Here is a 23,730-nt window from a genome sequence, read left to right as displayed (position 1 = left end):
TCGTGTTAATTTTGGCCGTAAGGTGTGTTTCGTCTCATGGTACGATCGGAATTTGTCATGCCATTGGCATCTTCTTTCGTTGAAATATCTCCGCCTTGAGGAGAGTATTTCATTTGTTGAATCGTTTTCGTTAAAATTTGATCAAAATCACGTGAATTGGTTTGAAGACGTGAAAAATTGGCAATGGATTGAAAGTGCTCTGGGTTATCAGAGACGTACACATGATAATAACGAGGGAGAACAGAAACCGCTGTTTTTTTCACTTGATCGGCTGATTCATCTCGGTTTTTGTTGCCTGTTCGATACACAATGAGGGCATCCTCGTCTGTGACAAGTGTTGCTGCATCCTTTATATTTGGCAGCTGGATGGCTAAACTTGTAATCACGTGGGCAAGGTGCTCACGATTTAAAGCAGGGGTTCTTTCCTTTTGATCGGTTACTTGCTGGCGCTGATAACGAACATAGCCTGCTCGATTCGTATCTGCTTCTGGCATGTTGGAATTATTTCCTTCATGACGATCAGACAGGCGGATTGTCTTGCTGGAAGAATCTTCATCCACTTGCCGGTTCATGCCTGATTGAAAGCCGCACCCGCCTAAAAGCATGCATAGGAGAATAGTGGCTGTCAGTTGTTTCATCATAAATGTGACCTCCTTTTTTCTTTAGCTTCGGCTAAATCGGAAAAAACATGCTTTAGCAATTGATGGAGTTGTTGCAATGAATTATCATTAAAGGTGGATCGTTTAAAAAGAGGTGAGAAGATGATCGTCATTCAGAATGCTACCTTTGATCTTGTCAGAGATATCAAAGACGGCTTTGATGAGGAAGCGTTTAAAGCAAGGTACTCAGATATTTTAAATAAGTATGATTATATTGTGGGGGATTGGGGCTACAACCAGCTTAGGCTGAAGGGGTTCTTTGATGACCAAAACCAAAAGGCCACATTCGATACAAAAATCAGTACACTCGATGAATACATTTATGAATACTGTAATTTTGGCTGTGCCTATTTTGTCTTAAAGCGGATTAGAAAATAACGCAAAGGGGAGCGTCATGATGTATTTCGTAGATAGAAAGAAGATTGAAGAGACATTACGTTTTTTTGAGGAGCAATATAATTTGATGCGCAGTCATCAAACATGGTCAAGCCCTTTAGAAAAAAAAGCGCTAGAACGAATTGTTCATTTGCTCGTCGAATGTATTCTTGATACAGGAAATGATATGATTGACGGCTTTATCATGCGGGACCCAGGAAGCTATAACGACATCATGGATATTCTTGTGGACGAAAAAGTTGTACCAACAGAAGAAGGCACTCACCTGAAAAAACTGGTCTCGTGCCGTAAAACACTTGTTCAGCAATACCAAGAAGTGGTTCATCAAGATTTGTTGCAGGTCATCAGTGAGGTAGAACAGGCGCTGCAAGTCTTCCCGAATCGAATTCGCACTTACTTGGAGCAGGAGCTTGGACCAGTATCAGCGTTTAAATAAACCATTGGAGTTGTAAGCAGCATGAAATACAAAGGCTATTTAATTGATTTAGACGGGACGATGTATAAAGGAACAGAAAAGATTGAAGAGGCGGGGCAATTTGTTCACAAGTTAAATGAGTTGAACATCCCTTATTTGTTTGTCACGAATAACTCTTCACGCACACCGAAGCAAGTAGCAGAGAAACTCGTTTCATTCGATATTCCAGCAACGGAAGAGCAAGTCTTTACAACAAGTATGGCGACGGCAAACTATATCGCAGAACAAAAGAAAGATGCCTCGGTGTATGTGATCGGAGAAGAAGGCATTCAGCAGGCCATCGAAGAAAAAGGCTTGTCGTTTGGTCAAGAAGACGCTGATTTCGTTGTCGTTGGAATAGACCGCGGTATTACTTATGAAAAACTAGCGGTAGGAGCCATTGCAATCCGTCAAGGTGCACAATTCGTTTCAACAAATGGGGATATTGCCATTCCGACAGAAAGAGGGCTGTTACCTGGAAATGGATCGTTAACATCTGTGCTGACGGTTACGACAACAGTGCAGCCAACATTTATTGGAAAGCCAGAGTCTATCATTATGGAACAGGCCATGCGGGTGCTCGGGACAGATGTGTCAGAGACGCTCATGGTGGGCGATAACTATGATACCGATATTATGGCAGGGATGAACGCAGGGATGGATACACTGCTTGTCCATACAGGCGTCACGACAAAAGAGCTGCTTCAGAAATATGACAAACAGCCAACCTATGTCATTGATTCATTATCTGAGTGGATTGAACGATTATCTTAATCAAAAGAGGACAAGCGTCAGACGCACGTCCTCTTTTGTGTTTTATTCTGCATTTCTCGCACTATGTGCCAGTCTGCTTGATGCCGCCGCAGCAATAGCACCGACAATGTCATCTAAAAAGGTGTGGCATTCGCCTGTGGATTTATCGTTGAGTTTCCCAAGAATCCCTGGTTTTTCTTTATCGATATATCCGTAATTCGTAAAGCCGATGGAGCCATAAATATTAACGATGGCAAAGGATAAAATTTCATCCACACCATATAGACTTTCATCTGTTTCAAGAATGGATTGCAGCGGTTCTGTCAGCTTTTTTTGCTCAGCGAGAACGTCTAGTTCAACGCCTGTTAAGATGGCATTTTGGACTTCACGTTTTGCGATGACACGTTCCACATTGTGGATGCACTCTGTCATGTCTAAGCCAGGATGATATTTTTCCTGTAAAAAGAAGACAAGGTCTGCTATATCTTGAATGGTTACGCCTCGTTCTTGTAAACGGCGTCTTGCTGTTTTTTCTACTTCGTTCATCTCATGATGATGCGGCATGTTCCTCACCCAATCCTCGTAATTTGTCCACAACGTGTGAAAAAGCTTCGGATAGTAAATAGTATTCATAAATCCCTCAACCTGCGACTACGATATGATAAGAGACTGATTTTATGAACGCAGGTGAAATCATGAAAGAAACCATTTATCACACATTTGGTATTGATGTGCGTCAATTTATGCCATATGGCAGTTATCAGAGCTTTCAAACGGCGAAAGCTCTCTTCATCATTGTTCCCGTGTCTCATTTGCGAGAAGAAGAACTCACAGAGCTTTATCATATCAGTCAGTATTTACTGAATGACGGTGACCCATACGTTGCCGTGTTTGAATTAACAAATGAAGAGAAACCGACTTTTACCCATGGAAAAGAACTGTACGCTCTATTAAAGGCAGCACCGCGGGTCACAAGCCGCTCATTTCAGCACGCACCAGAGCTGGCGGCCTTTCATGTCAGGGGGAGAGGGTTTCCTTATGAGGTGTCTGAAACAAAACGTGTCGGAGCTTGGAAGGAATTATGGGCAAAACGGTTAGACCAGCTGGAAGGCTTTTGGATGCAGCAAATGCATCAAAAACCACTTGAACGATTTGAAAAGAAATTCATTGAATCCTTTCCGTATTATCTTGGATTAACGGAAAATGCCATTCAATATTTAGTGGATACAGAGCTTGATGATGAACCAAAAGAATGTGATTCAGGTACTGTTTGTCATCAGCGCTTTTCACGTATGACCTGGCCACATGAGCAGCCGCTTCGTTTACCTGTTGACTGGGTATTTGACCATCCAACAAGAGACATCGCAGAATATTTAAGAGAAACCTTTGTCCAGCATAAGGAGGATTTAATTGAAGAGGGCTTCTCCTTTTTGCAGCAATATGAGCAGGTTACGCCTCTTTCATCATTTTCAAAGCGACTGTTATACAGCCGTCTTCTGTTTCCGCTTCATTATTTTGAAATTGTCGAAGGTTATTATATGTCAGGAGAAAATGAAAAATCTTATTATGAAGAACGATTAGATTATGTTTTAAATGATGCGAACCGCTACGAATATTTTCTCAAGGTGTTTCAAGAATTGAGTGCCATGCGCAGCGGTGGGCATCTCATTCCTCCTGTTGGATGGATTCATCAATCCGCTGATTTGAAGTTTCAGTGAACAGATGAAACGTCTCTTTTCTCTTGAGGCGTTTTTCGTTATGCTTAAAGAAATCAACCAAAGGAGTGTTCTTCTTGACGAAACCTTATGTCTATATCACAAGAAAGCTTGATGAAACAACACTTACACCATTAAAAGAAGTCGCTCATATTGACATGTGGACGAGCGAGGATGAGCCGTGTCCAAGAGAAGAGTTAGAAAAACAAGCTGCTCAAGCAGATGGGCTGCTCACGATGCTGTCAGATCAAGTAGATGAGACACTTTTATCAAATGCTCCAAATCTAAAAGTGGTCGCGAATCTCGCGGTCGGCTATGACAATATTGATCTAAAGGCAGCTAAAAAGCACGGGATCACGGTATGTCATACACCGGACGTCTTAACAGAATCGACAGCTGATTTAGCCTTTGCGCTTTTGATGGCGTCAGCAAGACGAATTGTCGAAGCGAGTGATTGGATTAAGGATGGGAACTGGACAGGCTGGGGGCCGCTTCTTCTAGCCGGTGCTGATGTTCATCATAAAACGTTAGGGATTGTCGGAATGGGCAGTATTGGAACTGCACTGGCCAAGCGGGCAAAAGGTTTTGATATGAATGTGCTTTATCATAATCGTTCAAGAAAGCCAGAAGCAGAAGCACAGCTAGGTGTGACCTATGCCGCATTTGATGAGCTGCTTACGCAGTCTGATTTCATCGTTTGTTTGACGCCTTTAACGCCTGAAACGAAAGAAATGTTTAATAAGAAAGCATTTGAGCAGATGAAGAACACGGCTTACTTCATCAACGTTTCCAGAGGGCAGACGGTAGACGAAGAGGCTTTATATGATGCTGTCACGACAGGAAAAATTGCAGGAGCAGGTCTGGATGTATTTAGCAAGGAACCAGTCAGCCCAGATCACCCGTTAACGACATTACCAAATGTAACAGTGCTTCCTCATATCGGAAGTGCAAGTGTTGAAACGAGAAAAAACATGATGCATTTATGTGCTGAAAATATTGCGCTTGTCCTGCAAGATCAGCAAGCCAAAACGCCAGTTCAGGCGTAATCTCAAGCTTCCCGGCTTCGGGAGCTTTTCTTACAAAAATATTTTGAAAATATAGAATCTTGATATAAATAGCTGTTAAGCGGTTTCATTCTCATATTCTCTTATTTTATTACCTTGTCAAAATGAGGATACCCCTTTATAATGTGTGTACATTAAATGTCTGTGTTAGGTTAACAAATGTCTTTTTAGAGAGGACATTTACGGAGAAAGGTGGAATTTCAGGTGAAGGCAATTCGAGTTGGACTACTAGGATTAGGAACAGTGGGGAGCGGTGTCGTTAAGATTATTCAAGATCATCAGGATAAATTAATGCACCAGATCGGCTGTCCGGTATTAATACAAAAAGTGCTTGTGAGCAATCCCGATAAAAAAAGAGATGTGGATGTGGCAAGAGAGGTCTTCACAACTGAAGTATACGATGTGATTCGAGATCCAGAGGTCGACGTCATAATTGAAGTAATGGGCGGCATTGAAGAGACAAAACAATATTTAATAGATGCATTAAATGAGAAGAAGCATGTCATTACAGCTAATAAGGATTTAATGGCGCTATATGGCACAGAGCTTTTGCATGTAGCAAAAGAAAACGGCTGTGACCTTTACTATGAAGCGAGTGTCGCAGGTGGGATTCCGATTTTGCGTACACTAGAGGAAGGTTTAGCCTCTGACCGCATCACAAAAATGATGGGAATCGTGAACGGGACAACGAACTTTATTTTAACAAAAATGAATGTCGATAAAAGTGCGTATGAAGATGTATTAAAAGAAGCGCAGGATCTTGGCTTTGCAGAAGCAGATCCGACGGCGGATGTAGAAGGACTAGATGCGGCAAGAAAGATGGCCATCCTGGCAAGACTCGGCTTTTCCATGAATGTAGACTTAGAGGATGTGAAAGTGAAAGGCATCTCTGACATCTCGGATGAGGACATTAATTTCAGTAAACGTTTTGGCTATACAATGAAGCTGATTGGAATTGCCCAAAGGGACGGAGAGAAAGTGGAGGTCAGCGTACAGCCAACTTTACTTCCTGATCATCACCCGTTATCTTCCGTCAACAATGAATTTAATGCTGTCTATGTTTACGGAAGTGCTGTCGGAGAAACGATGTTTTACGGACCTGGAGCAGGCAGCCTGCCAACGGCAACTGCTGTTGTCTCTGATTTAGTCGCTGTTATGAAAAACATGCGTCTTGGTGTGAATGGCAGTGGATTTATTGCACCGCAATTTGAGAAGAAAATCAAATCATCATCCGAAGTATTTGCTCAGCAATTTTTAAGAATACATGTGAGAGATCAAGTCGGAGCTTTCTCCCGCATTACATCGATTTTTTCTGAAAGAGGCATCAGCTTTGAAAAGATCCTGCAGCTTCCTGTCAAAGGGCATGATGAGCTTGCTGAAATTGTGATTATTACACATCAAACATCAGAAGAAGATTTCTCAAATATCCTGCAAACATTAAACGATCTCGACGTGGTGGTTCAAGTGAAGAGCACGTACCGAGTAGAAGGGAACGGTTTAAGCTGATGAAGTGGAATGGACTCATTGAAGAATTTCAAGAATTCTTACCAGTAAACGAACAAACACCTAAACTAACATTAAATGAAGGAAACACACCGCTGATTCATCTCGCAAAGCTTTCCGAAAAACTGGGGATTGAACTTCATGTGAAAACAGAAGGCGTCAACCCTACAGGTTCTTTTAAGGATCGCGGGATGGTCATGGCCGTCGCAAAGGCAAAAGAAGAAGGCAATGATACGATCATGTGTGCATCGACAGGGAATACATCTGCAGCAGCGGCAGCTTATGCGGCGCGCGCTGATATGAAATGTATTGTCATCATTCCAGATGGAAAAATTGCCTTCGGTAAGCTGGCGCAGGCTGTCATGTACGGAGCAGAGATCATTGCCATTGACGGCAACTTTGATGATGCGCTGAAAATTGTCCGTAGCATCTGTGAAAAAGCACCGATCGCACTTGTTAACTCCGTCAATCCATACCGAATTGAAGGACAAAAAACAGCGGCATTTGAAATCTGTGAGCAGCTAGGCGGCGCTGCGCCGGACGTACTGGCGATTCCTGTTGGAAATGCGGGGAATATTACAGCGTACTGGAAAGGTTTCAAAGAATATCATGAGAAAAAAGGCACTGGACTGCCAGTCATGCGTGGTTTTGAAGCAGAAGGAGCTGCAGCCATCGTTCGAAATGAAGTCATTGAGCAGCCAGAAACAGTCGCAACAGCCATTCGCATCGGAAACCCTGCAAGCTGGAAACAAGCTGTAGCAGCGGCAGATGAATCGAACGGGAAAATTGATGAAGTGACAGATGAAGAAATTCTTCATGCCTATCAATTGATCGCACGTGAAGAAGGTGTGTTTGCAGAACCAGGCTCTTGTGCATCAATTGCAGGTGTACTCAAACAAGTGAAATCTGGAGAAATTAAGTCAGGCAGTAAAGTCGTCGCTGTACTGACAGGAAACGGATTAAAAGATCCGAATACGGCGATTGATATTTCACACATCAAACCGGTCACACTAGATGCAGATGAAGATCAAATTCTTGAACATTTAGAAAAGGCCGCACGCGTATGAGTAACGCCTCCATGCTTTTTTCAATCACAGTACCGGGAAGCACTGCCAACTTAGGACCAGGCTTTGACTCAGTCGGAATGGCGCTCAGCCGCTATTTAAAGCTATCGGTCTATGACCATGATAGCTGGCTGTTTGAAGCAGAAACAGATGTCGTGTCTGGTATTCCATCAGGCACTGATAATCTGATCTACCAAACAGCTAAAAAGGTCGCAGATGACTTTGGAAAAACACTCCCGCCTGTTCATGTCAAAGTGTGGAGTGATATTCCATTAGCGAGGGGGCTGGGCAGCAGCGCTGCTGCCATTGTCGCCGCTATTGAGCTCGCCAATCAGTTGCTTGAATTAAAGATGACCGATGATCAGAAGCTCTTTTTTGCAAGTGAGGTAGAAGGTCATCCAGATAATGCGGGTGCCTCTTTATTCGGTGGTTTACTCATCGGTCTTCATGAAGAAGACAAGACACATGCCGTTAAAGTGCAGCATGTGGATGTAGATGTCGTCGTCGTGATTCCTTTTTATGAAGTGCTCACAAAGGATGCCCGTGATGTCCTGCCAGAGGATTTTTCCTATAAACAGGCCGTGAGTGCGAGTGCAGTGAGTAACGTCCTTGTCGCCGCCTTAATGACACAGAACTGGCCGCTTGTAGGGGAAATGATGAATAAAGATTTATTTCATCAGCCATACCGCACGATGCTTGTCCCAGAGCTATCAAAGGTGGAGCACGTTGCTTCATTAAAAGGCGCGTATGGAACGGCATTAAGCGGTGCTGGGCCGACTATTTTGACCTTAGTGGAAAAAGGGAAGGGAGAAGCGCTGAAAAAGCAGCTTGCCCAAAATTTCCCGCATTGTGAAGTGGATGTACTGACGGTGCCGGTAGAAGGTGTCGTCGTCGAGCATCATTCTGTGAATCAAATGAAGAACGTGCTGTGAAGACGCACGTTCTTTTTTTATCCTTGTTTTTCATAACAAAAGCAGGGATTATTATTTAGAGAAGCGAACTATTTTTGATACATAAAAGGGGGAGATCTATTGATGAAGAAATTGATAACAGCAGAGGATTTAACACAAATTGTGTCTGTTTCTCATCCAGTTTATTCACCAGATGGAAAAAAGGCTGTTTTTACAAAAGTATCGGTGAATGAAAAAAAGGATGATTACAATATTCATTTATGGGTTCGAGATGAAGAGACAGGGGAGTTGTCTCAATGGACATTTGATGATGGAAAGCATCATCAACCAGCATGGTCAAAAGACGGAAAGCAGCTTGCGTTTATTTTGCAGAAGCCAAAGGAAGTCCCTCAGCTCGCACTCATTCAGAGCGATGGCGGCGGCATTCGTACCTTAACGAATATTCCTTACGGCGTCTCTCAACCTGTATTTTCACCGGATGGAGCGTTCATTTATGCAGCGGTCTCATTAAAACAAGAAGAATCTGTTCATGATGAAAAAAAAGAAGAGCGTGATGACTTTGCTCCGGCCGTATATGATGATTTGACTTATAAAGCAGATGGCAGAGGCTTTTTAGATGGGCGTCTGACGCAAATTGTAAAAATCGATGTCCGTTCCGGCGAGGTAGAGATGCTTACGAGTGAGCCGCATCATCATGTGAATCATGTCATCTCTCCTTGTGGGAAGTGGCTTGCGTATATTCAATCAAATCCTCAGACGTTTTACATAAGTGATATCTGTCTCCTTTCCTTAGAGGACGGTACATCCAAGAAAATTACCCAATCAACAGGCGCTTACACGACTGTATCATTTTCTCCAAATGGAGAAAGCCTTTTGTACATTGGACACGAACGTGAATTTCAGAATGCAACCTTCCCATCATTGTGGCTGCATGACCTGAAGGAGAAAAAGACCGTTCAATTATCAGAAATGCTCGATATGTATGTAGGAAACTGTATGGCAGGGGATAGTGTTATGGGTGAGGCCAATCAGTTTCCACAATGGACAAAGGATAGTCAGGGGTTTTATGCGCTTGTTTCTGATCAAGGGAGTACCGGAATTTATTATTTCTCTATTGAGGGCTTAGCCTATCCCGTTCGTTTAGAGGCAGAACATGTGACGAATTTCAGTCTTCATCCAGACGAATCAAAAATGCTGATCAGCCGTCTTTCGCCTGTCTCGCCTAGTGAGCTGTATGAGCTGACTTTAGGGGAATCCTCACTCAAGCAAATCACGTTTGAGCATGATGACTTTCTAAAGGAACATGTCATATCCGAACCTGAACCAATTTCTTTCCAGTCAAAAGATGGAGACATTGTACGTGGCTGGTTTATGAAGCCTGCTCAGATGGAAGAGGGGAAGACATATCCACTAATCTTAGAAATTCATGGCGGACCGCATGCGATGTACGGTCATACGTATTTTCATGAATTTCAAATGCTCGCCGCTGAAGGGTATGCGATTGTGTACATCAATCCTCATGGCAGTCATGGGTACGGACAGATGTTTACGGATCGGGTAAGAGGCAGCTATGGTGACGTTGATTATGAGGATGTCATGCTGGCTGTTGATCATGTGCTCGAAGCCTATGACTTTATTGATGAAACAAGGCTTGGCGTAACGGGCGGCAGCTATGGCGGTTTTATGACCAATTGGATTGTCGGACAGACCGACCGTTTCCGTGCAGCTGTTACACAGCGTTCCATCTCAAATTGGATTAGCTTTTATGGCATCAGTGATATCGGCTATTTCTTTACAAAATGGCAGATTGATGGGGATATTTATGACTCTGTTGATAAGCTATGGGATCGTTCGCCGCTAAAGTATGTAAAACAGGTGAACACACCGCTTCTCATCCTGCACAGTGATGAAGACTACCGCTGTCCAGTCGATCAAGGAGAACAGCTTTTTGTGGCATTGAAGGAACTTGGAAAAGACACGAGATTAGTCAAGTTTCCTAAGGCCTCTCATGATTTATCGAGAAGTGGCCACCCTGGGCAGCGTATTCAAAGACTGACCTTTATTCAAGAATGGTTTAGAGAGAAGTTATCCTAATTAAAAAACGGCCCAGTAAGGGCCGTTTTCATGTCATATATGAATTAGAAAACCTGTTCAACTTCTACAACGCCAGGTACTTCTTCTAATAATGCGCGCTCAATACCGGCTTTCAATGTAATGGTTGAACTTGGGCAGCTGCCGCATGCACCAAGAAGGCGTAATTTCACAATGCCATCTTCAATGTCTACAAGCTCACAGTCTCCACCATCACGTAATAGAAATGGACGAAGTTTGTCCAGTACTTCCTGTACTTGGTCTTTCATTTCGACTTCAGTCATTAGATATAATCGCTCCTTTCACAACATATCACCATTATATTCATCTGGACGATAAAAATCTATTGATTGGTTTCAAAGTTTCCTTCTCATTATAGCACAATCTCATCTTGAAACAAAAAGTGATTTTGACTTTTTTCATACAGAAAATTCAGCTAAAATAAAGAAAGAATAGGGGGCTTGTCAAATGAACAAAACCGTTGATCTTTATGTATATGGAAGAGATGTCCTGTGCGCTAGTTGCGTGAATCTGCCTTCTTCAAAAGATACATTTGAGTGGCTAGATGCAGCATTAAAACGAAAATATCCAAATCAGCCGTTTCGCATCACATATATCGATATTGAGCACCCGCCTGAAAACGAACGCCAAAAAGAATTGTCTGAACGAATTCTTGATGATGAATTCTTTTATCCGCTTGTCCTTGTTGAGGATCAAATTGTTGGAGAGGGCAATCCGAAATTAAAAGATATTTATCAAGAAATGGAGAAATACGGGTACCGAGAGAGCAGTGAATGAGCTGTTCTTTTTTCAGGAAAATAAACAGAACAAACGTTCCTTTTTAGGTTGATTTAGAACGTTTGTTCGGTTATAATGAGATGAAAGGAGCGTGAGCATCATGAATTATTTACTAAAACAATCTCTTCATCAACAAATACCGATTGATATGATTTATATGAAGAAAAATGGAGAGTGTTCGAAACGAAAAATCATTGTACATCGTCAAACTGAACAGTTCATACAAGCGTATTGTTTATCGAAGAAGACGATCAGAACGTTTCGTAAAGACTGCATCCTTGCGCTTGCTCCTATCAAAGTGAACCATCCATCGGTACATGCCGTTTCATAATAAAAGCTCCTTCATTAGAAGGAGCTTTGAGAAAAAATTCATATCATTTTATCCATTGTGATGCTTGTACATCCAAAGAAGTCCAGATTTTAAGAGTCTTGGAACACGACCAACAAGTGGACGATCCGCCACTAAACCAAAGCCGGCTTTTTTCCCTAAAGAGCCGAGTACGCCTTTTAACTTAAACTGCGGGTAAGCCTCAGGAAGCGGCTCGTTCTTCCAGCGTTTCTGTAGAGATTGCACAATTTGCTCTGCCTGTGCCTCGGCAAGCTGTGCACTTGGTGCGTGCGGCAAGCTTGCGCAGTCACCTACGACATAGACATGCTCATCTCCAGGGAGATTGTGATGAGGAGTTAAGACGACACGGCCTTGTGCATCTTTTTCAACATCCATATCTCGCACGACTTTACTTGGCTGAATTCCTGCTGTCCACACGATGACATCTGCTTCAATGGCATCGTCATGGTTGTACACAACTCCTTCTTCAACCTTTGTAATATTGGCGCAGTTAATGATCTTTACATCATTTTCTTCAAACCATTTTTGTACATATAAACTTAATCTTTTTGGGAAACTGGAAAGAATCAGTTCTCCGCGGTCAAAAAGAATGATGTTTAAATCAGAACGGCTTTCACGTAGTTCACTGGCTAGCTCTACCCCGCTAAGTCCAGCACCGACGATACCAACCGTTGCACCTGCACTCAAATTGTTTAATTTGTTATACGCAAGCCTTGACTGATCAATGGTTTGAATGCTGTATGTATGTTCTTTCGCCCCAGGGACATTGTGATACTTGTCCTCACAGCCGAGTCCGATTACCGTATCATCATATGGAATCGGTTCACGGTCGCTAAATAAGATCTGTTTGTTTTCAATATCAATTTTTTCTACTTCCCCGTATTGAATATCCAGCTTCGGATGCTCTGGAAAAGATACTCGAATGTGATGATCAGAGATCGTTCCAGCAGCAAGTGCATAATATTCTGTTTTTAAACAGTGGTAAGGATTTCGATCAATTAATGTGATAGTAACATCATCAGGTAATTGATTTGGCAATAAGCGGTGGAGAACCCGCATATTCCCGTAACCTCCGCCGATCAAGACTAAATTTTTCATGACGATTCTCCTTTTCCCCCTAGACATTGAAAAACACTTATACTAAAAAACTTTAAGTTAAAATACCAAATAAAATTATATCGAATTTACTGTGAAACCACAATAATTGTTTCAAAATAACCTACATATTCATTACTTAGTCCTAAATAGTAAAACATTTTACGGGGAATAGGCGTAACGATTTATTGAAGCTCATGTTTTGACTAATAGAAGGAATTTCGGTAGGATAGTAAGGCAAATGTGAGGTGAAGCACAGTGTTTCCACTGATCGAATTTTGTGTAAGTAATCTTGCACAAGGGTCTCAAGAAGCAAAAGAGAAGCTAGAAAAAGACCCAAACTTAGATGTAATGGAATACGGCTGTTTAAGCTACTGCGGCAAATGTATGGACTCCCCATTTGCGCTTGTGAATGGAGAATTTGTTTCAGGAGAAAATGCAGAGCAGCTAGTCGAGCGTATTTATGCTTTTATAGAGGAAAACGACATGTTTTAAATGCACCACATGGGTCATGAGGTGCATTTTTTTCATATATTCAGTTTCCGTTTTTTAGGAAAAAGTGTAGAAAGCGCATCCAATATGTTATGCTAATAAAATATCATCAAAATGAAGCATCACACGAGAGAAAAAGGGGCATATGCATAATAAAAGCCCTTTGCCATGGCAGCAAAGAGCTTCTATGTATGAAAAACGGGGGATGATAAGATTGTCTCCTGAATCGACTCCTTTTATACTATAAAGAAACAACATTTTTGGAGGACGCTCATGACATCATTTCAATTCACGAAAATGCACGGACTAGGAAACAATTATATATACGTCAATCAGATGAAGGAACAGCTTCCAGAAGAGCAGCTGTCAGAGATAGCGATCCGCGTTTCTTCTGTTTATACAGGTATCGGTTCAGACGGAATGATCCTCATTTGCCCATCAGATGTTGCGCCTGTGAAGATGCGCATTTTCAACAATGATGGATCTGAGGGGAAAAACTGCGGTAACGGTCTGCGTTGCGTGGCAAAATATGTGTATGAGCATCAAATCGTAACAGACACAACGTTCCAGATTGAGACATTGTCAGGACTCGTTGAGGCGACCGTTCATGTGCAGGATGGTCATGTTCAGTTAGTGACAGTAGATATGGGTAAACCTCGTTTTGAAAAAGAAGCGATACCAATGCTTGGTGAACCGGCCAGTACAACGATTAATGAACCGCTTGATTTTGGCACGACGACCTTAAATGGAACAGCTGTTTCAATGGGGAATCCCCATATCGTTTTCTATTTAGAAGACATTGAACAGGCGCCGCTTGATTCACTTGGGCCAATCATTGAAAAGCATGACATGTTTCCAGAAGGCGTCAATGTAGAATTTGTGGAACGTGTCAGTGAAACAGAACTGCATTTTCGCGTGTGGGAAAGAGGATCAGGGATTACGCAAGCGTGCGGAACAGGAGCATGTGCTGCGGCTGTATCAACGATTGTGAATGGACATGCGAAAAAAGAAACGGATATGACCGTTCATCTAGCTGGCGGAGACCTCATCATTCGCTGGAAAGACAATGACCATGTGCTGATGACAGGACCTGCTGAAACAATTTGTGACGGCACATTCTATCTCTAAACCATTTATTTGAGAAAAGGCAACATCACGTTTATAATTGAAAAGAAACATCCAGTCAAAAGGAGGGATGATCGTGAGTACACCAGTAACGATTACAGAAGCTGCTGCATTGCAGATTAAAGATATGATGAAAGAACATGAAGAAGAAAATGCGTTCCTGCGAGTGGGCGTAAAAGGCGGCGGCTGTAGCGGTCTTTCATACGGGATGGGCTTTGACCATGAAGTCTCAGAGAAAGACACGCAGTTCGAACAGCAGGGCATCAAGGTCCTTGTCGACTCCGAAAGCCTTGACATCATGAACGGCACCATCATTGATTTCAAACAATCACTAATGGGTGGCGGTTTCACGATTGACAATCCGAACGCGATTGCGTCATGCGGATGCGGTTCTTCGTTCAGAACAGCCACGAATACCGGTACGCCGGAAGAGTGTTAATATCTGACCATGGATAAAGATGAGTCTTCTTGTTTGTTTGCTTTATGAACAAGAAGGCTTTTTTTGTTTTATTAAGAAAGACAAATATAAAAGAGACACTCATTCAGCGTCTCTTTCTCAAATGGCTTCTTCTATTTTCATTAGTTCTTTATCCAAGACATCCACCAAATCTTGGGTGCTAAACATATAGATCACCACTTCTTTATTGCCATCTTCCACATGAACTTCAACCTCAATTTTCATCTTGGCTCGTTCTCCAAGATAAACCACTTCAAAGATGCCCATTCTTTTTGTTTCATTGTTTTTATTCATTTTTCGAACGTTGGTGAGTATCTGTTTGATTTCTTGATCACTCAAACCAGCATCTAAAATCGAAGTAGACACATGTGTTAAAAAAGGTTCTAGCTGATCAACATCCATATTCAATCCGGCAGCGAATTGAGCATAATGTTTGTTATAGTCTTTTGCAAACACTTCAACTGAACCGCCAATCATCAGTAACAAGCTTAAACTAATCATGAAACGCTTTATCATCTTTCCACCTATCCTTCATGACAATCTTCTCCTTCTTATATCGGTTGAACCAATCAAACCTTCATTCATTCCATTCCTTCTTAAACAATTTGTAAATCGCTCAATTTTGTTACAGCTTGTCCTCACAACTGGCTATTTCCACTCGAAAAGAGTATCATGAGAACCAAACATAAACTGTCATCAGAAAAGAGGTTGCTAAGGTTTGAGTGAACAAATCAATTGCAGGAACTGTCATGAACTGATTCCGTATCGGTCAAAAACATGTCCATCTTGCGGGATAGACAAGCCGCTTCCGAAAAAGGAACGTGTGAAGGATCGGGTGATTTTGGTTGTGGCAGGAATTGTTGTGGTGTTACTTGCTGCAATGGTACTTGGAATGGCGAATGCCTATATTGGGATTTTTAAATAAACAAAAAAGGAGTTCCGCAGATGGAACTCCTTTTTTTGATCCGTTCTTATTTATTTTCAAATAAGCTTGTGGAATGAAGCGGCTGTACACGGGCTTTCGGGTCCATGTAAGCTTTGGCATTGTTCACAGCAGTTGGTGCTTCACCAAATCCGCTTGCGATTAATTTTACTTTTCCTTCATACGTACAGATGTCTCCTGCCGCATAGAAGCCTTCGATATTGGTTTCCATTGTGGATTTGACCACGATAGAGTTCTTTTCGATTTCAAGGCCCCATTGTTTGATTGGTCCAAGGGAGGAAACAAAACCGAAGTTGACGATCACGTCGTCCACATCTAGTACTTGCTTTTTATCGCCTTTGACTTCTTCAAGCACAATTTGTTCAATGCGGTCTTCCCCAATGAGCTCCGTTGGGACAAATGGTGTCAGCACATTGACTTTCGAGTTGTGCAAGTTTTCTACACTGTGCTCATGTGCACGGAATTTATCACGACGGTGAATAATCGACACTTCTTTTGCGATTGGCTCAAGCATCAGTGCCCAGTCGACCGCAGAGTCTCCGCCGCCAAGAACAGCAACACGTCTCCCGGCGAATTGGTTCAGATCATTGATGAAGTAATGCAGGTTGCTTCCTTCAAATGATTCTGCTGCACTTAGCTCAAGCTTTCTCGGTTGGAATGCACCGTTACCAGCTGTAATGATGATCGTTTTTGAATAATGAACCTCTTGATTCGTAACGAGTTTGAAGATACCGTCTGCTTGTTTTTCAACCGTTTCCACAGCTTGCTCTAAGCAAATGGTTTGATCAAATTTATCCATTTGTTCCTTTAAATTATCAATTAATTCTTGTGCGCGGATTTTTGGGAAACCAGCCACATCATAAATGTATTTTTCAGGGTAAAGAGCGGATAGTTGACCGCCGAGCTGAGGAAGGCTTTCAATGATTTTCACACTTGCCTGTCTCATGCCTCCGTAAAACGCAGTAAACAATCCGACTGGGCCGCCCCCGATAACGGTAATGTCATATACCTTAGAATCTTCTTGCATTCCTTAATCCTCCCAAATGAAAATTGTTATCACTATATCATATCATACCACATATCGTCGTTTGACTTGTTTTGAAAAACTTGTCGTTTTTTGATGCCGATGCTGTGAAAAGGGGAAAAAAGAGAGAAAGACCGTTTATCCTAAGGATTTTCAGTTTAAAGCCTTGAAAAAAGGAGCAGAACTCGCTATTATTGTTAAGGGAACTAAATATTAATTTTTTATGAATTTTTGTCGGATACGGTCAAATGCTTTCGTTTTTTGTAGGTGAAAGTTCAGATTTTCACATACTTATTTTTTTGTTTAAATTTCATAAAATGCCGCAAAGCGGTTGAGAATAACGATATGTAATTCTTTATCCGTTTTACAGCAAATTTAAAAAAGGTGGATGTGATTCCAGTGAATAAACCGAAAATCGTTGTATTAGGTGCAGGTTATGGCGGATTAATGACTGTAACAAGATTAACAAAACAGCTTGGCACAAATGATGCGGACATTACTCTTGTGAACAAGCATAATTATCATTACGAAACAACATGGTTACATGAAGCAAGTGCAGGTACTCTTCATCATGACCGTTGTCGTTATCAAATCAAAGATGTGATTAACAGTTCCCGTGTCAACTTTGTACAAGCAACAGTTGAAAGCATTAATAAGGAAGAGAAGAAAGTTGTGACATCAGATGGCGAACTTTCTTATGACTACCTTGTTGTTGCGCTTGGTGCTGTTCCTGAAACATTTGGTATTGCAGGACTGAAAGAATATGCATTCTCAATCTCTAACATCAACTCTGCTCGTCAGCTTCGTGAGCATATTGAGCTTCAATTTGCGACTTATAATACAGATGCTGAAAAGCGTCCAGAGCGTCTGACAATCGTTGTCGGCGGTGCAGGCTTCACAGGTATTGAGTTCCTTGGTGAGCTTGGAAACCGTGTACCTGAGCTTTGCAAAGAGTATGATATTGATCAAAAAGACGTGCGTATTATCTGTGTAGAAGCTGCACCAACAGCTCTTCCAGGATTTGATCCTGAATTGATCGACTATGCGATGAACTACCTTCAAGGTAAAGGTGTTGAGTTCAAAATCGGTACAGCGATCAAAGAATGTACGCCTGAGGGCATCATTGTTGGAAAAGACGATGATACAGAAGAAATCAAAGCTGAAACTGTTGTATGGGCTGCTGGTGTACGTGGTAACCCAATCGTTGAAGAAGCTGGATTTGAAAACATGCGCGGCCGCGTAAAAGTGTCTCCAGATCTTCGTGTACCAGAAAATGAAGATGTATTCATCATCGGTGACTGCTCATTAATCATCAATGAAGAAATTAATCGTCCATACCCACCTACTGCACAAATTGCGATGCAGCAAGGTGAAACAGTAGCGAAAAACCTTGCAGCACTAGTAAAAGGTGGCACGCTTGAAAGCTTTAAGCCAGACATCAAAGGAACAGTTGCTTCTCTTGGTGAACACGACGCTGTAGGTGTTGCGTTTGGTAAAAAACTTCAAGGAACAAAAGCTTCTGCAATGAAAAAAATCATCGACAACCGTTCATTATTCATGGTTGGCGGACCAGGACTTGTTCTGAAAAAAGGAAAATTCAAGTTCTTCTAAACCGATATAGACAAAAACGTGTATCCCTGTGGTACACGTTTTTTCATGTTTGACGGAATATTTTCTCACTTGGTACTGGACAGAAAAATATGTTATGATGAATTATCAGAAAATTTAGATTAAGGAGTGAGCAATATGAATGCACAAACGAAAGAAAAAAAGTCAACTTGTCAGTATTGTTCAGGAAAAGGATATTTTCAGTTATTGCTCGGCGGATCAGAAACATGTGAGGAATGTAAAGGGACAGGAAAGAAGCATTAATCTTACGGCTTTTTCCATTGATTGACTTCATCTCTATTTCCAAGTTAAACTAATGATGGGATATTTGGGGGTGGAGATGAAGTGATCAGTTTACCAGTCGTTATCATTTCAGTTATTTTATTTTTCGTGTTATTCTTCGGCATTGGCTTTTTGCTGAATATGCTGCTGAGAATGTCATGGATTATGGCAATTTTATATCCAATTGTATGCCTTTTCATTATCAATAATCAAAAGATGATCGCTTATGTAAGAGAACCAGGCATTGCTTTTTCCGGGATAGGAGACCGCATCGTTTCTCTTGCTGCGGCAGATATCATCATTTTATTAAGTGGTCTAATTGGTGCCATTGCCTCAGGTTTTGTCATCAATGCCCTTCGTAAAAGAGGCTATCAAATGTTTTAACTCACTTGTCTACACGCAAGTGGGTTTTTTTGTTTCTCCTTTGCATAGTTTCCATTTTGTTTGGAAACAAATAGATGGGTAGAGGAGTGACAAATAGAAATGAAAACATGGATGAAACGATTGTTCATGACAGGTCTGTTTATGCTTGCCTTGATGACAAGCTTTACGGGCATATCTGGCGTAGAACCAAGTGATCTCGCTGCATGGGTGAAAGAGACCGATGCCGGTAAGCACGTATCTTCTTTTTTAAAGCATCCAAAAAGGCAGACGATGGCGGTGAAAAGTGATGATTTGCGTGCTGTTTCTCTCGAAGAAGCATTTAATTGGAACGATTATCCGAAGCAAAAGGTTGTCGCCACAGGTTATACAGCAGGAGTAGAATCAACAGGTAAGACGAAAGAACATCATGCATATGGCATTACATATTCAGGCGTCAAAGTAAAACGTGATTTATATTCAACCGTGGCAGCGGACCCATCTGTCTTTCCGATAGGAACTGTCCTGTTTATCCCCAATTATGGCTATGGTGTAGTCGCAGATACTGGGAAAGCGATTAAAGGTCATCAGCTTGATTTATATTATGAAACGGTTGATGATGTGTATAGAGAATGGGGTAAAAAGGTGCTGGACGTTTATGTGATTAAAAAGGGTGAAGGGACGCTGACAGAAAAAGACTTAAATCAGTTGAATGAAGCAGAATCGATGCAAGTGTTCCGGCAGCAGTTTCAAGCCAATAAAGAATAAAAAAGCTTTGGATCTCAAAAGGTCCAAAGCTTTTTCGTTTCTACATGAAGTAATAATCTAAGATGAGTGTGAGCAAGATTCCTGTTAAGCCGCCGAAGAAGACTTCAATCGGCTTATGCCCAAGAAGCTCTTTCAATTTCTTTTGCTTCTCTTTTTCTTCCGCATTTGGGAAGTTCTTTGCCTCGGCAACAAACCGGTTAAAATCTGTGACCAGTTTGTTCAGGACAGTTGCCTGTTCTCCTGCCTGTCTGCGAACACCTGTCGCATCAAACATTGTAATAATGGCAAAGATGGCGGAAATGGCAAAAATAGATGTTCCTAGCCCGTGCTCTAAAGCAACTGCTGTTGAGAGTGCTGTTACTGCTGCGGAGTGTGAACTTGGCATTCCGCCTGTGCTTGTAATGAGCGACCAATCTAGTCGTCTAGAAATGATAAATTGAATCGGTACTTTTACAAATTGTGCAAAAAAGATGGCTGCAAGGCTGGCAAGCAGCGGAAAATTCGTCAGTACGCTCATGAACAAGAAACATCCTCTCTTTAAGAAAAAATAACGTGCGAAATGATAAAGTATTTACCCTAGTAAGATAAAAAAATGATGGCAGTAAGAACTGTTGCCAAGTCCATGTTCATTATAACATTAAAGAAAGTAGATGTGGAACGAGGAGACCATGGACAGGCTGCTATGGATCGCTGCCGCTTTTTCATGATGCCCTTCCGCGTGCCAAAATATAAATGTTCTTCAAGGGAAGACAGGCTGGCAATGATCGTATCAGCACATAAATTTTGATATAATAGAAGTTCCAATGTGAAATATGGAGTTCATTGAAGGAGCGTGTGATAAATATGTTTTTCTCGACAAATGAGTTGCAACATAAAGATACACTGGCCATCGGACTTTTTCAAAAGAGCCAATTATCAGGAAAAGCAAAAGAAATGGATGAATTACATGGAGGAAGAATCACTGAATTACTAAAAGAAGGCGATATTTCGTCTAAGCGAAATCAGCTTTCGAAATTTTTCCCATCCCCTGAAACCGGCATTAAACGCATTTATTTTGTCGGGCTTGGGAAGGAGTCAGATTACACGTTTGAAGAGGCAAAGGAAGTGTTTGCGCATTTATTTAAAAAGCTTCATCAAGATAAAAAGCAAGCAGTTTCGGTTTTGCTTGATACATTTACAGGAAAGGATCTGCCTGTTCAAGATGCAGCCCATGCCCTTTCTGAAAGCTGCCTTTTAGCTACATATGAATTACAAGATTTTAAACATAAAACGAATGAACCGGATCGCTTTATCGAATTTGTTTATGCAACAACGGATCATGATGCTGCCGAAATTCAGGCAAGTCTGAAAGTGGGCGAAGTCTACGGACAATCGGTCAATTCGGCTCGTACACTTGTGAATATGCCGCCGAACATGCTCACGTCCTCTGATCTTGCATCCTATGCGGCAGAGCTTGCTTATAAATATGAATTCGAGATTGAAATTTTAGATAAAGAACAAATGGAAGAGCTCGGAATGGGCGGTATTCTAGCCGTTAATAGAGGCTCAACAGAACCACCGAAGCTGATTGTATTGAAATATCAAGGCAAGGAAGAATGGACAGACGTCATCGGCCTTGTCGGTAAAGGCATTACGTATGATACAGGTGGGTATTCCTTAAAGCCAAGAGCAAGTATGGTGGGGATGAAAACAGATATGGGCGGTTCAGCCTCTGTTTTAGGCGCAATGGAAATCATCGGTGAACTTCGTCCAGAGCAGAATGTCATTGCGGTCATCGCCTCAACAGATAATATGGTCTCAGCAGATGCGATGAAGCCAGATGACGTCATTGTCTCACTAAGCGGCAAAACAATCGAAGTGCTTAACACGGATGCAGAAGGTCGTCTTGTTTTAGCAGATGGTGTGACCTATGCGAAGCAGCATGGCGCCTCTGTGCTTGTGGATGTTGCGACATTAACAGGCGGTGTCATTGTGGCACTTGGGAATGAAACAACAGGCGTGATGACCAATAACGATGAACTGTATGCCCAGTTTAAAGAGGCATCAGAAGAATGCGGGGAAATGATTTGGCAGCTGCCAATCACCGAAAAAGATAAAAAACGAGTAAGAAACAGTAAAATGGCTGATCTGAATAACTCACCAGGTCGTGATGGTCATGCGATCATGGCAGGTGCATTCATTGGGGAATTCGCTGAAGACACCCCTTGGGTTCACTTAGATATTGCAGGAACAGCCACGACAGAAAAGCCTTCATGCTTTGGTCCAACAGGAGCAACAGGTGTGATGGTCAGATCATTAGCGACATTTGTGGAACGATTTGAACCGAAGAAATAACAACGGAAGCTCTGCCAACTGGCAGAGCTTTTTATGTAGGACATACGCCATTTGACGAAGTAAATTTTCTATGGTAACATACGTTGGTACTTTAATTATCTACTACATTAGTAAACTAAAGGATTTCGGAGGTTTCACCATGAATGCAGTTGTTTTAGCGGTTGTTTTAATGTTGATATTAAGCTTGCTGCGGGTCAATGTCGTGATTGCGCTGGCACTTGGCGCTTTAGCGGGCGGACTTGCAGGTGGATTAGGTCTAGGGGGAACAGTTCAAGCGTTCACTGACGGTCTTGGCGGAAATGCGACAGTGGCGATTAGTTACGCACTATTAGGTGCATTTGCAGCCGCACTGACGAAAACGGGTCTTCCTGATGCTATGGTCGAAGGAGCAGTAAAGCTTCTTGGAAAAGAAGGCGATTCAAGAAGAAAAACATTATCAAAAGTGCTCATTATTCTGGTCATTTTGATCGTATCTTGTTTTTCTCAAAACGTTGTTCCTGTTCATATTGCCTTTATTCCGGTCTTAATCCCGCCATTATTAAAGGTGTTTAACGAGCTTCAAATTGACCGCAGACTGCTAGCATGTGTGATGACTTTCGGACTTACTGCACCATATATTTTACTTCCGGTCGGTTTTGGACAGATTTTTCATGGAATGCTTCGTGACAACATGAAAGATGCAGGTTTAACAGTGAATTTAGCAGACATTCCGTATGCGATGCTGATTCCTGTAGGCGGCATGGTTCTTGGCTTGATCGTTTCACTCTTTGTCTATCGTAAGCCAAAAACATATGAAAATCGTGACATTACGGATGTAGAAAAATCAGCATATACAAAAAAGAGCTTATTCTTTGCTGGACTTGCGATCCTTGTATCACTTATTGTTCAGTTATATCTCTCTCAAAGCCTTGGAGTCGAAGGGATGATCTTCGGTGCGCTTGCAGGCTTGCTTGTCTTGTTTGTAACGGGAATGATGAAACGCGATGAAGCAGATGCGCTGATTACATCTGGCATGAACATGATGGCATTTATCGGATTTGTCATGCTTGTTGCAGCTGGATTTGCCAATGTTTTAACGAAAACAGGAGATATTGAATCTCTCGTCAAGGCATCTTCTCAATTTATCGGAAACAGCCAAAGCTTAGCGGCCATTTTAATGCTACTGGTGGGTCTGCTAGTGACAATGGGCATTGGCTCATCATTTGCAACGATTCCGATTATTACGACGATCTTTGTACCGCTTTGTTTACACTTAGGGTTCAGCCCAATGGCGACTATTGCGATTATTGGTTCAGCTGCGGCTGTAGGAGATGCAGGTTCACCTGCAAGCGACAGTACACTCGGACCAACATCTGGACTGAATATGGATGGACAGCATCACCACATTTGGGGTACATGTGTCCCAACATTCGCCTTTTATAATATCCCGCTCGTCTTGTTCGGCTGGCTTGCGGCAATTATGCTATAAATGAAAAAAGGTTCCTT

Annotated in this window: 27 protein-coding genes and 1 pseudogene; 21 read left to right on the top strand and 7 right to left on the bottom strand. The window is 42.0% G+C overall.

The annotated features are described in order from the left end of the window. Positions 1–5: 5 nt before the first annotated feature. Complete coding sequence (locus NST01_RS14985) at positions 6–641, bottom strand: YhcN/YlaJ family sporulation lipoprotein (protein ID WP_008346841.1); 636 nt, start codon at positions 639–641, stop codon at positions 6–8. Positions 642–761: 120 nt separating this feature from the next. Between NST01_RS14985 and NST01_RS14980 the strand changes: the two genes are divergently transcribed. The 3 genes from NST01_RS14980 to NST01_RS14970 are packed head-to-tail and all read left to right on the top strand — an operon-like array spanning position 762 to position 2,283. Further along, positions 762–1,037 carry a YutD family protein gene (locus NST01_RS14980; RefSeq protein WP_003213192.1) on the top strand — a complete coding sequence of 92 codons (276 nt, stop codon included), beginning with the start codon at positions 762–764 and terminating at the stop codon, positions 1,035–1,037. Between the two features lie 19 nt (positions 1,038–1,056). After that, a complete protein-coding gene (locus tag NST01_RS14975) occupies positions 1,057–1,491 on the top strand; it encodes a DUF86 domain-containing protein (protein ID WP_017358913.1) in 435 nt (144 codons plus the stop codon). Positions 1,492–1,512: 21 nt separating this feature from the next. After that, the gene (locus NST01_RS14970) at positions 1,513–2,283 is read left to right on the top strand and encodes a TIGR01457 family HAD-type hydrolase (RefSeq protein ID WP_008346835.1); all 771 of its coding nucleotides are present in this window, start codon (positions 1,513–1,515) and stop codon (positions 2,281–2,283) included. 42 nt (positions 2,284–2,325) lie between these two features. On the opposite strand, the gene NST01_RS14965 is transcribed toward NST01_RS14970, so the two are convergent. Beyond that, positions 2,326–2,826 carry a phosphatidylglycerophosphatase A family protein gene (locus NST01_RS14965; protein WP_029575457.1) on the bottom strand — a complete coding sequence of 167 codons (501 nt, stop codon included), beginning with the start codon at positions 2,824–2,826 and terminating at the stop codon, positions 2,326–2,328. 113 nt (positions 2,827–2,939) lie between these two features. Between NST01_RS14965 and yutH the strand changes: the two genes are divergently transcribed. The 6 genes from yutH (at position 2,940) to NST01_RS14935 (ending at position 10,613) form a co-directional block, all read left to right on the top strand. Then, positions 2,940–3,980, top strand: coding sequence for a spore coat putative kinase YutH (gene yutH / locus NST01_RS14960; RefSeq protein WP_007500419.1), 1,041 nt, complete (start codon positions 2,940–2,942; stop codon positions 3,978–3,980). A 74-nt stretch (positions 3,981–4,054) separates the two neighbouring features. Beyond that, on the top strand, positions 4,055–5,023 hold the full coding sequence (locus NST01_RS14955) for a 2-hydroxyacid dehydrogenase (RefSeq protein ID WP_341042058.1): 969 nt from the start codon (positions 4,055–4,057) through the stop codon (positions 5,021–5,023). A gap of 222 nt (positions 5,024–5,245) precedes the next feature. After that, entirely contained in the window at positions 5,246–6,547 is a 1,302-nt protein-coding gene (locus NST01_RS14950; protein WP_017358915.1) for a homoserine dehydrogenase, read from the top strand. Beyond that, entirely contained in the window at positions 6,547–7,611 is a 1,065-nt protein-coding gene (gene thrC / locus NST01_RS14945; RefSeq protein ID WP_206115705.1) for a threonine synthase, read from the top strand. Before NST01_RS14950 ends, thrC begins: the two co-directional genes overlap by 1 nt. Continuing rightward, positions 7,608–8,540 (top strand): homoserine kinase, encoded by a 933-nt coding sequence (gene thrB, locus NST01_RS14940; protein WP_007500423.1) that lies wholly within the window; start codon positions 7,608–7,610, stop codon positions 8,538–8,540. Before thrC ends, thrB begins: the two co-directional genes overlap by 4 nt. Before the next feature lie 102 nt (positions 8,541–8,642). Continuing rightward, the gene (locus NST01_RS14935; protein WP_326115115.1) at positions 8,643–10,613 is read left to right on the top strand and encodes a S9 family peptidase; all 1,971 of its coding nucleotides are present in this window, start codon (positions 8,643–8,645) and stop codon (positions 10,611–10,613) included. 44 nt (positions 10,614–10,657) lie between these two features. Here NST01_RS14935 and NST01_RS14930 read toward each other — a convergent pair. Further along, a pseudogene (locus tag NST01_RS14930) lies at positions 10,658–10,957 on the bottom strand (NifU family protein). 121 nt (positions 10,958–11,078) lie between these two features. On the opposite strand from NST01_RS14930, the gene NST01_RS14925 reads away from it, so the two are divergent. Next, the gene (locus NST01_RS14925; RefSeq protein ID WP_017367980.1) at positions 11,079–11,408 is read left to right on the top strand and encodes a YuzD family protein; all 330 of its coding nucleotides are present in this window, start codon (positions 11,079–11,081) and stop codon (positions 11,406–11,408) included. Positions 11,409–11,508: 100 nt separating this feature from the next. Then, positions 11,509–11,739: a WYL domain-containing protein gene (locus NST01_RS14920; RefSeq protein WP_017367979.1), complete on the top strand. Its 231-nt coding sequence runs from the start codon at positions 11,509–11,511 to the stop codon at positions 11,737–11,739. A gap of 48 nt (positions 11,740–11,787) precedes the next feature. On the opposite strand, the gene NST01_RS14915 is transcribed toward NST01_RS14920, so the two are convergent. Next, positions 11,788–12,855 (bottom strand): NAD(P)/FAD-dependent oxidoreductase, encoded by a 1,068-nt coding sequence (locus NST01_RS14915; protein WP_017367978.1) that lies wholly within the window; start codon positions 12,853–12,855, stop codon positions 11,788–11,790. A gap of 255 nt (positions 12,856–13,110) precedes the next feature. Between NST01_RS14915 and NST01_RS14910 the strand changes: the two genes are divergently transcribed. The 3 genes from NST01_RS14910 (at position 13,111) to erpA (ending at position 14,908) form a co-directional block, all read left to right on the top strand. Beyond that, entirely contained in the window at positions 13,111–13,347 is a 237-nt protein-coding gene (locus NST01_RS14910) for a YuzB family protein (protein WP_008346813.1), read from the top strand. Between the two features lie 270 nt (positions 13,348–13,617). Continuing rightward, positions 13,618–14,472, top strand: a complete 855-nt coding sequence (gene dapF / locus NST01_RS14905) for a diaminopimelate epimerase (RefSeq protein WP_116306149.1) — start codon at positions 13,618–13,620, stop codon at positions 14,470–14,472. Positions 14,473–14,545: 73 nt separating this feature from the next. After that, entirely contained in the window at positions 14,546–14,908 is a 363-nt protein-coding gene (gene erpA / locus NST01_RS14900; RefSeq protein WP_017358921.1) for an iron-sulfur cluster insertion protein ErpA, read from the top strand. 117 nt (positions 14,909–15,025) lie between these two features. Here the strand turns inward: erpA and NST01_RS14895 are convergent, their stop codons facing one another. Continuing rightward, positions 15,026–15,442 (bottom strand): hypothetical protein, encoded by a 417-nt coding sequence (locus tag NST01_RS14895; protein ID WP_217816343.1) that lies wholly within the window; start codon positions 15,440–15,442, stop codon positions 15,026–15,028. 202 nt (positions 15,443–15,644) lie between these two features. Here NST01_RS14895 and NST01_RS14890 point away from each other — a divergent pair, with 202 nt between their 5' ends. Then, positions 15,645–15,851, top strand: a complete 207-nt coding sequence (locus NST01_RS14890; RefSeq protein WP_008346803.1) for a hypothetical protein — start codon at positions 15,645–15,647, stop codon at positions 15,849–15,851. A 46-nt stretch (positions 15,852–15,897) separates the two neighbouring features. Here the strand turns inward: NST01_RS14890 and yumC are convergent, their stop codons facing one another. Further along, complete coding sequence (yumC, locus tag NST01_RS14885; RefSeq protein ID WP_039168937.1) at positions 15,898–16,896, bottom strand: ferredoxin--NADP reductase 2; 999 nt, start codon at positions 16,894–16,896, stop codon at positions 15,898–15,900. Between the two features lie 390 nt (positions 16,897–17,286). Between yumC and NST01_RS14880 the strand changes: the two genes are divergently transcribed. The 4 genes from NST01_RS14880 (at position 17,287) to NST01_RS14865 (ending at position 19,911) form a co-directional block, all read left to right on the top strand. Next, complete coding sequence (locus NST01_RS14880; RefSeq protein WP_162149727.1) at positions 17,287–18,504, top strand: NAD(P)/FAD-dependent oxidoreductase; 1,218 nt, start codon at positions 17,287–17,289, stop codon at positions 18,502–18,504. A gap of 135 nt (positions 18,505–18,639) precedes the next feature. Continuing rightward, positions 18,640–18,765 carry a YuiA family protein gene (locus NST01_RS14875; protein ID WP_008346797.1) on the top strand — a complete coding sequence of 42 codons (126 nt, stop codon included), beginning with the start codon at positions 18,640–18,642 and terminating at the stop codon, positions 18,763–18,765. 81 nt (positions 18,766–18,846) lie between these two features. Further along, a complete protein-coding gene (locus NST01_RS14870; protein WP_003212933.1) occupies positions 18,847–19,167 on the top strand; it encodes a YuiB family protein in 321 nt (106 codons plus the stop codon). 99 nt (positions 19,168–19,266) lie between these two features. Further along, entirely contained in the window at positions 19,267–19,911 is a 645-nt protein-coding gene (locus NST01_RS14865) for a 3D domain-containing protein (protein ID WP_341042053.1), read from the top strand. Positions 19,912–19,951: 40 nt separating this feature from the next. Here NST01_RS14865 and NST01_RS14860 read toward each other — a convergent pair whose 3' ends face one another. Then, positions 19,952–20,428: a divergent PAP2 family protein gene (locus NST01_RS14860; protein WP_008346791.1), complete on the bottom strand. Its 477-nt coding sequence runs from the start codon at positions 20,426–20,428 to the stop codon at positions 19,952–19,954. Positions 20,429–20,754: 326 nt separating this feature from the next. On the opposite strand from NST01_RS14860, the gene NST01_RS14855 reads away from it, so the two are divergent. Further along, positions 20,755–22,245, top strand: coding sequence for a leucyl aminopeptidase (locus NST01_RS14855; RefSeq protein ID WP_008346787.1), 1,491 nt, complete (start codon positions 20,755–20,757; stop codon positions 22,243–22,245). Between the two features lie 139 nt (positions 22,246–22,384). Beyond that, positions 22,385–23,713, top strand: a complete 1,329-nt coding sequence (locus tag NST01_RS14850; protein WP_008345907.1) for a Na+/H+ antiporter family protein — start codon at positions 22,385–22,387, stop codon at positions 23,711–23,713. The last annotated feature ends 17 nt before the right edge of the window (positions 23,714–23,730 follow it).

The organism is Bacillus sp. FSL R7-0166 (genome assembly GCF_038008935.1).
Classification (GTDB): Bacteria; Bacillota; Bacilli; order Bacillales; family Bacillaceae; genus Bacillus; species Bacillus altitudinis.
The sequence above is the reverse complement of the archived record's forward strand: the minus strand, read 5'-3'. Positions and strand labels throughout refer to the sequence as shown.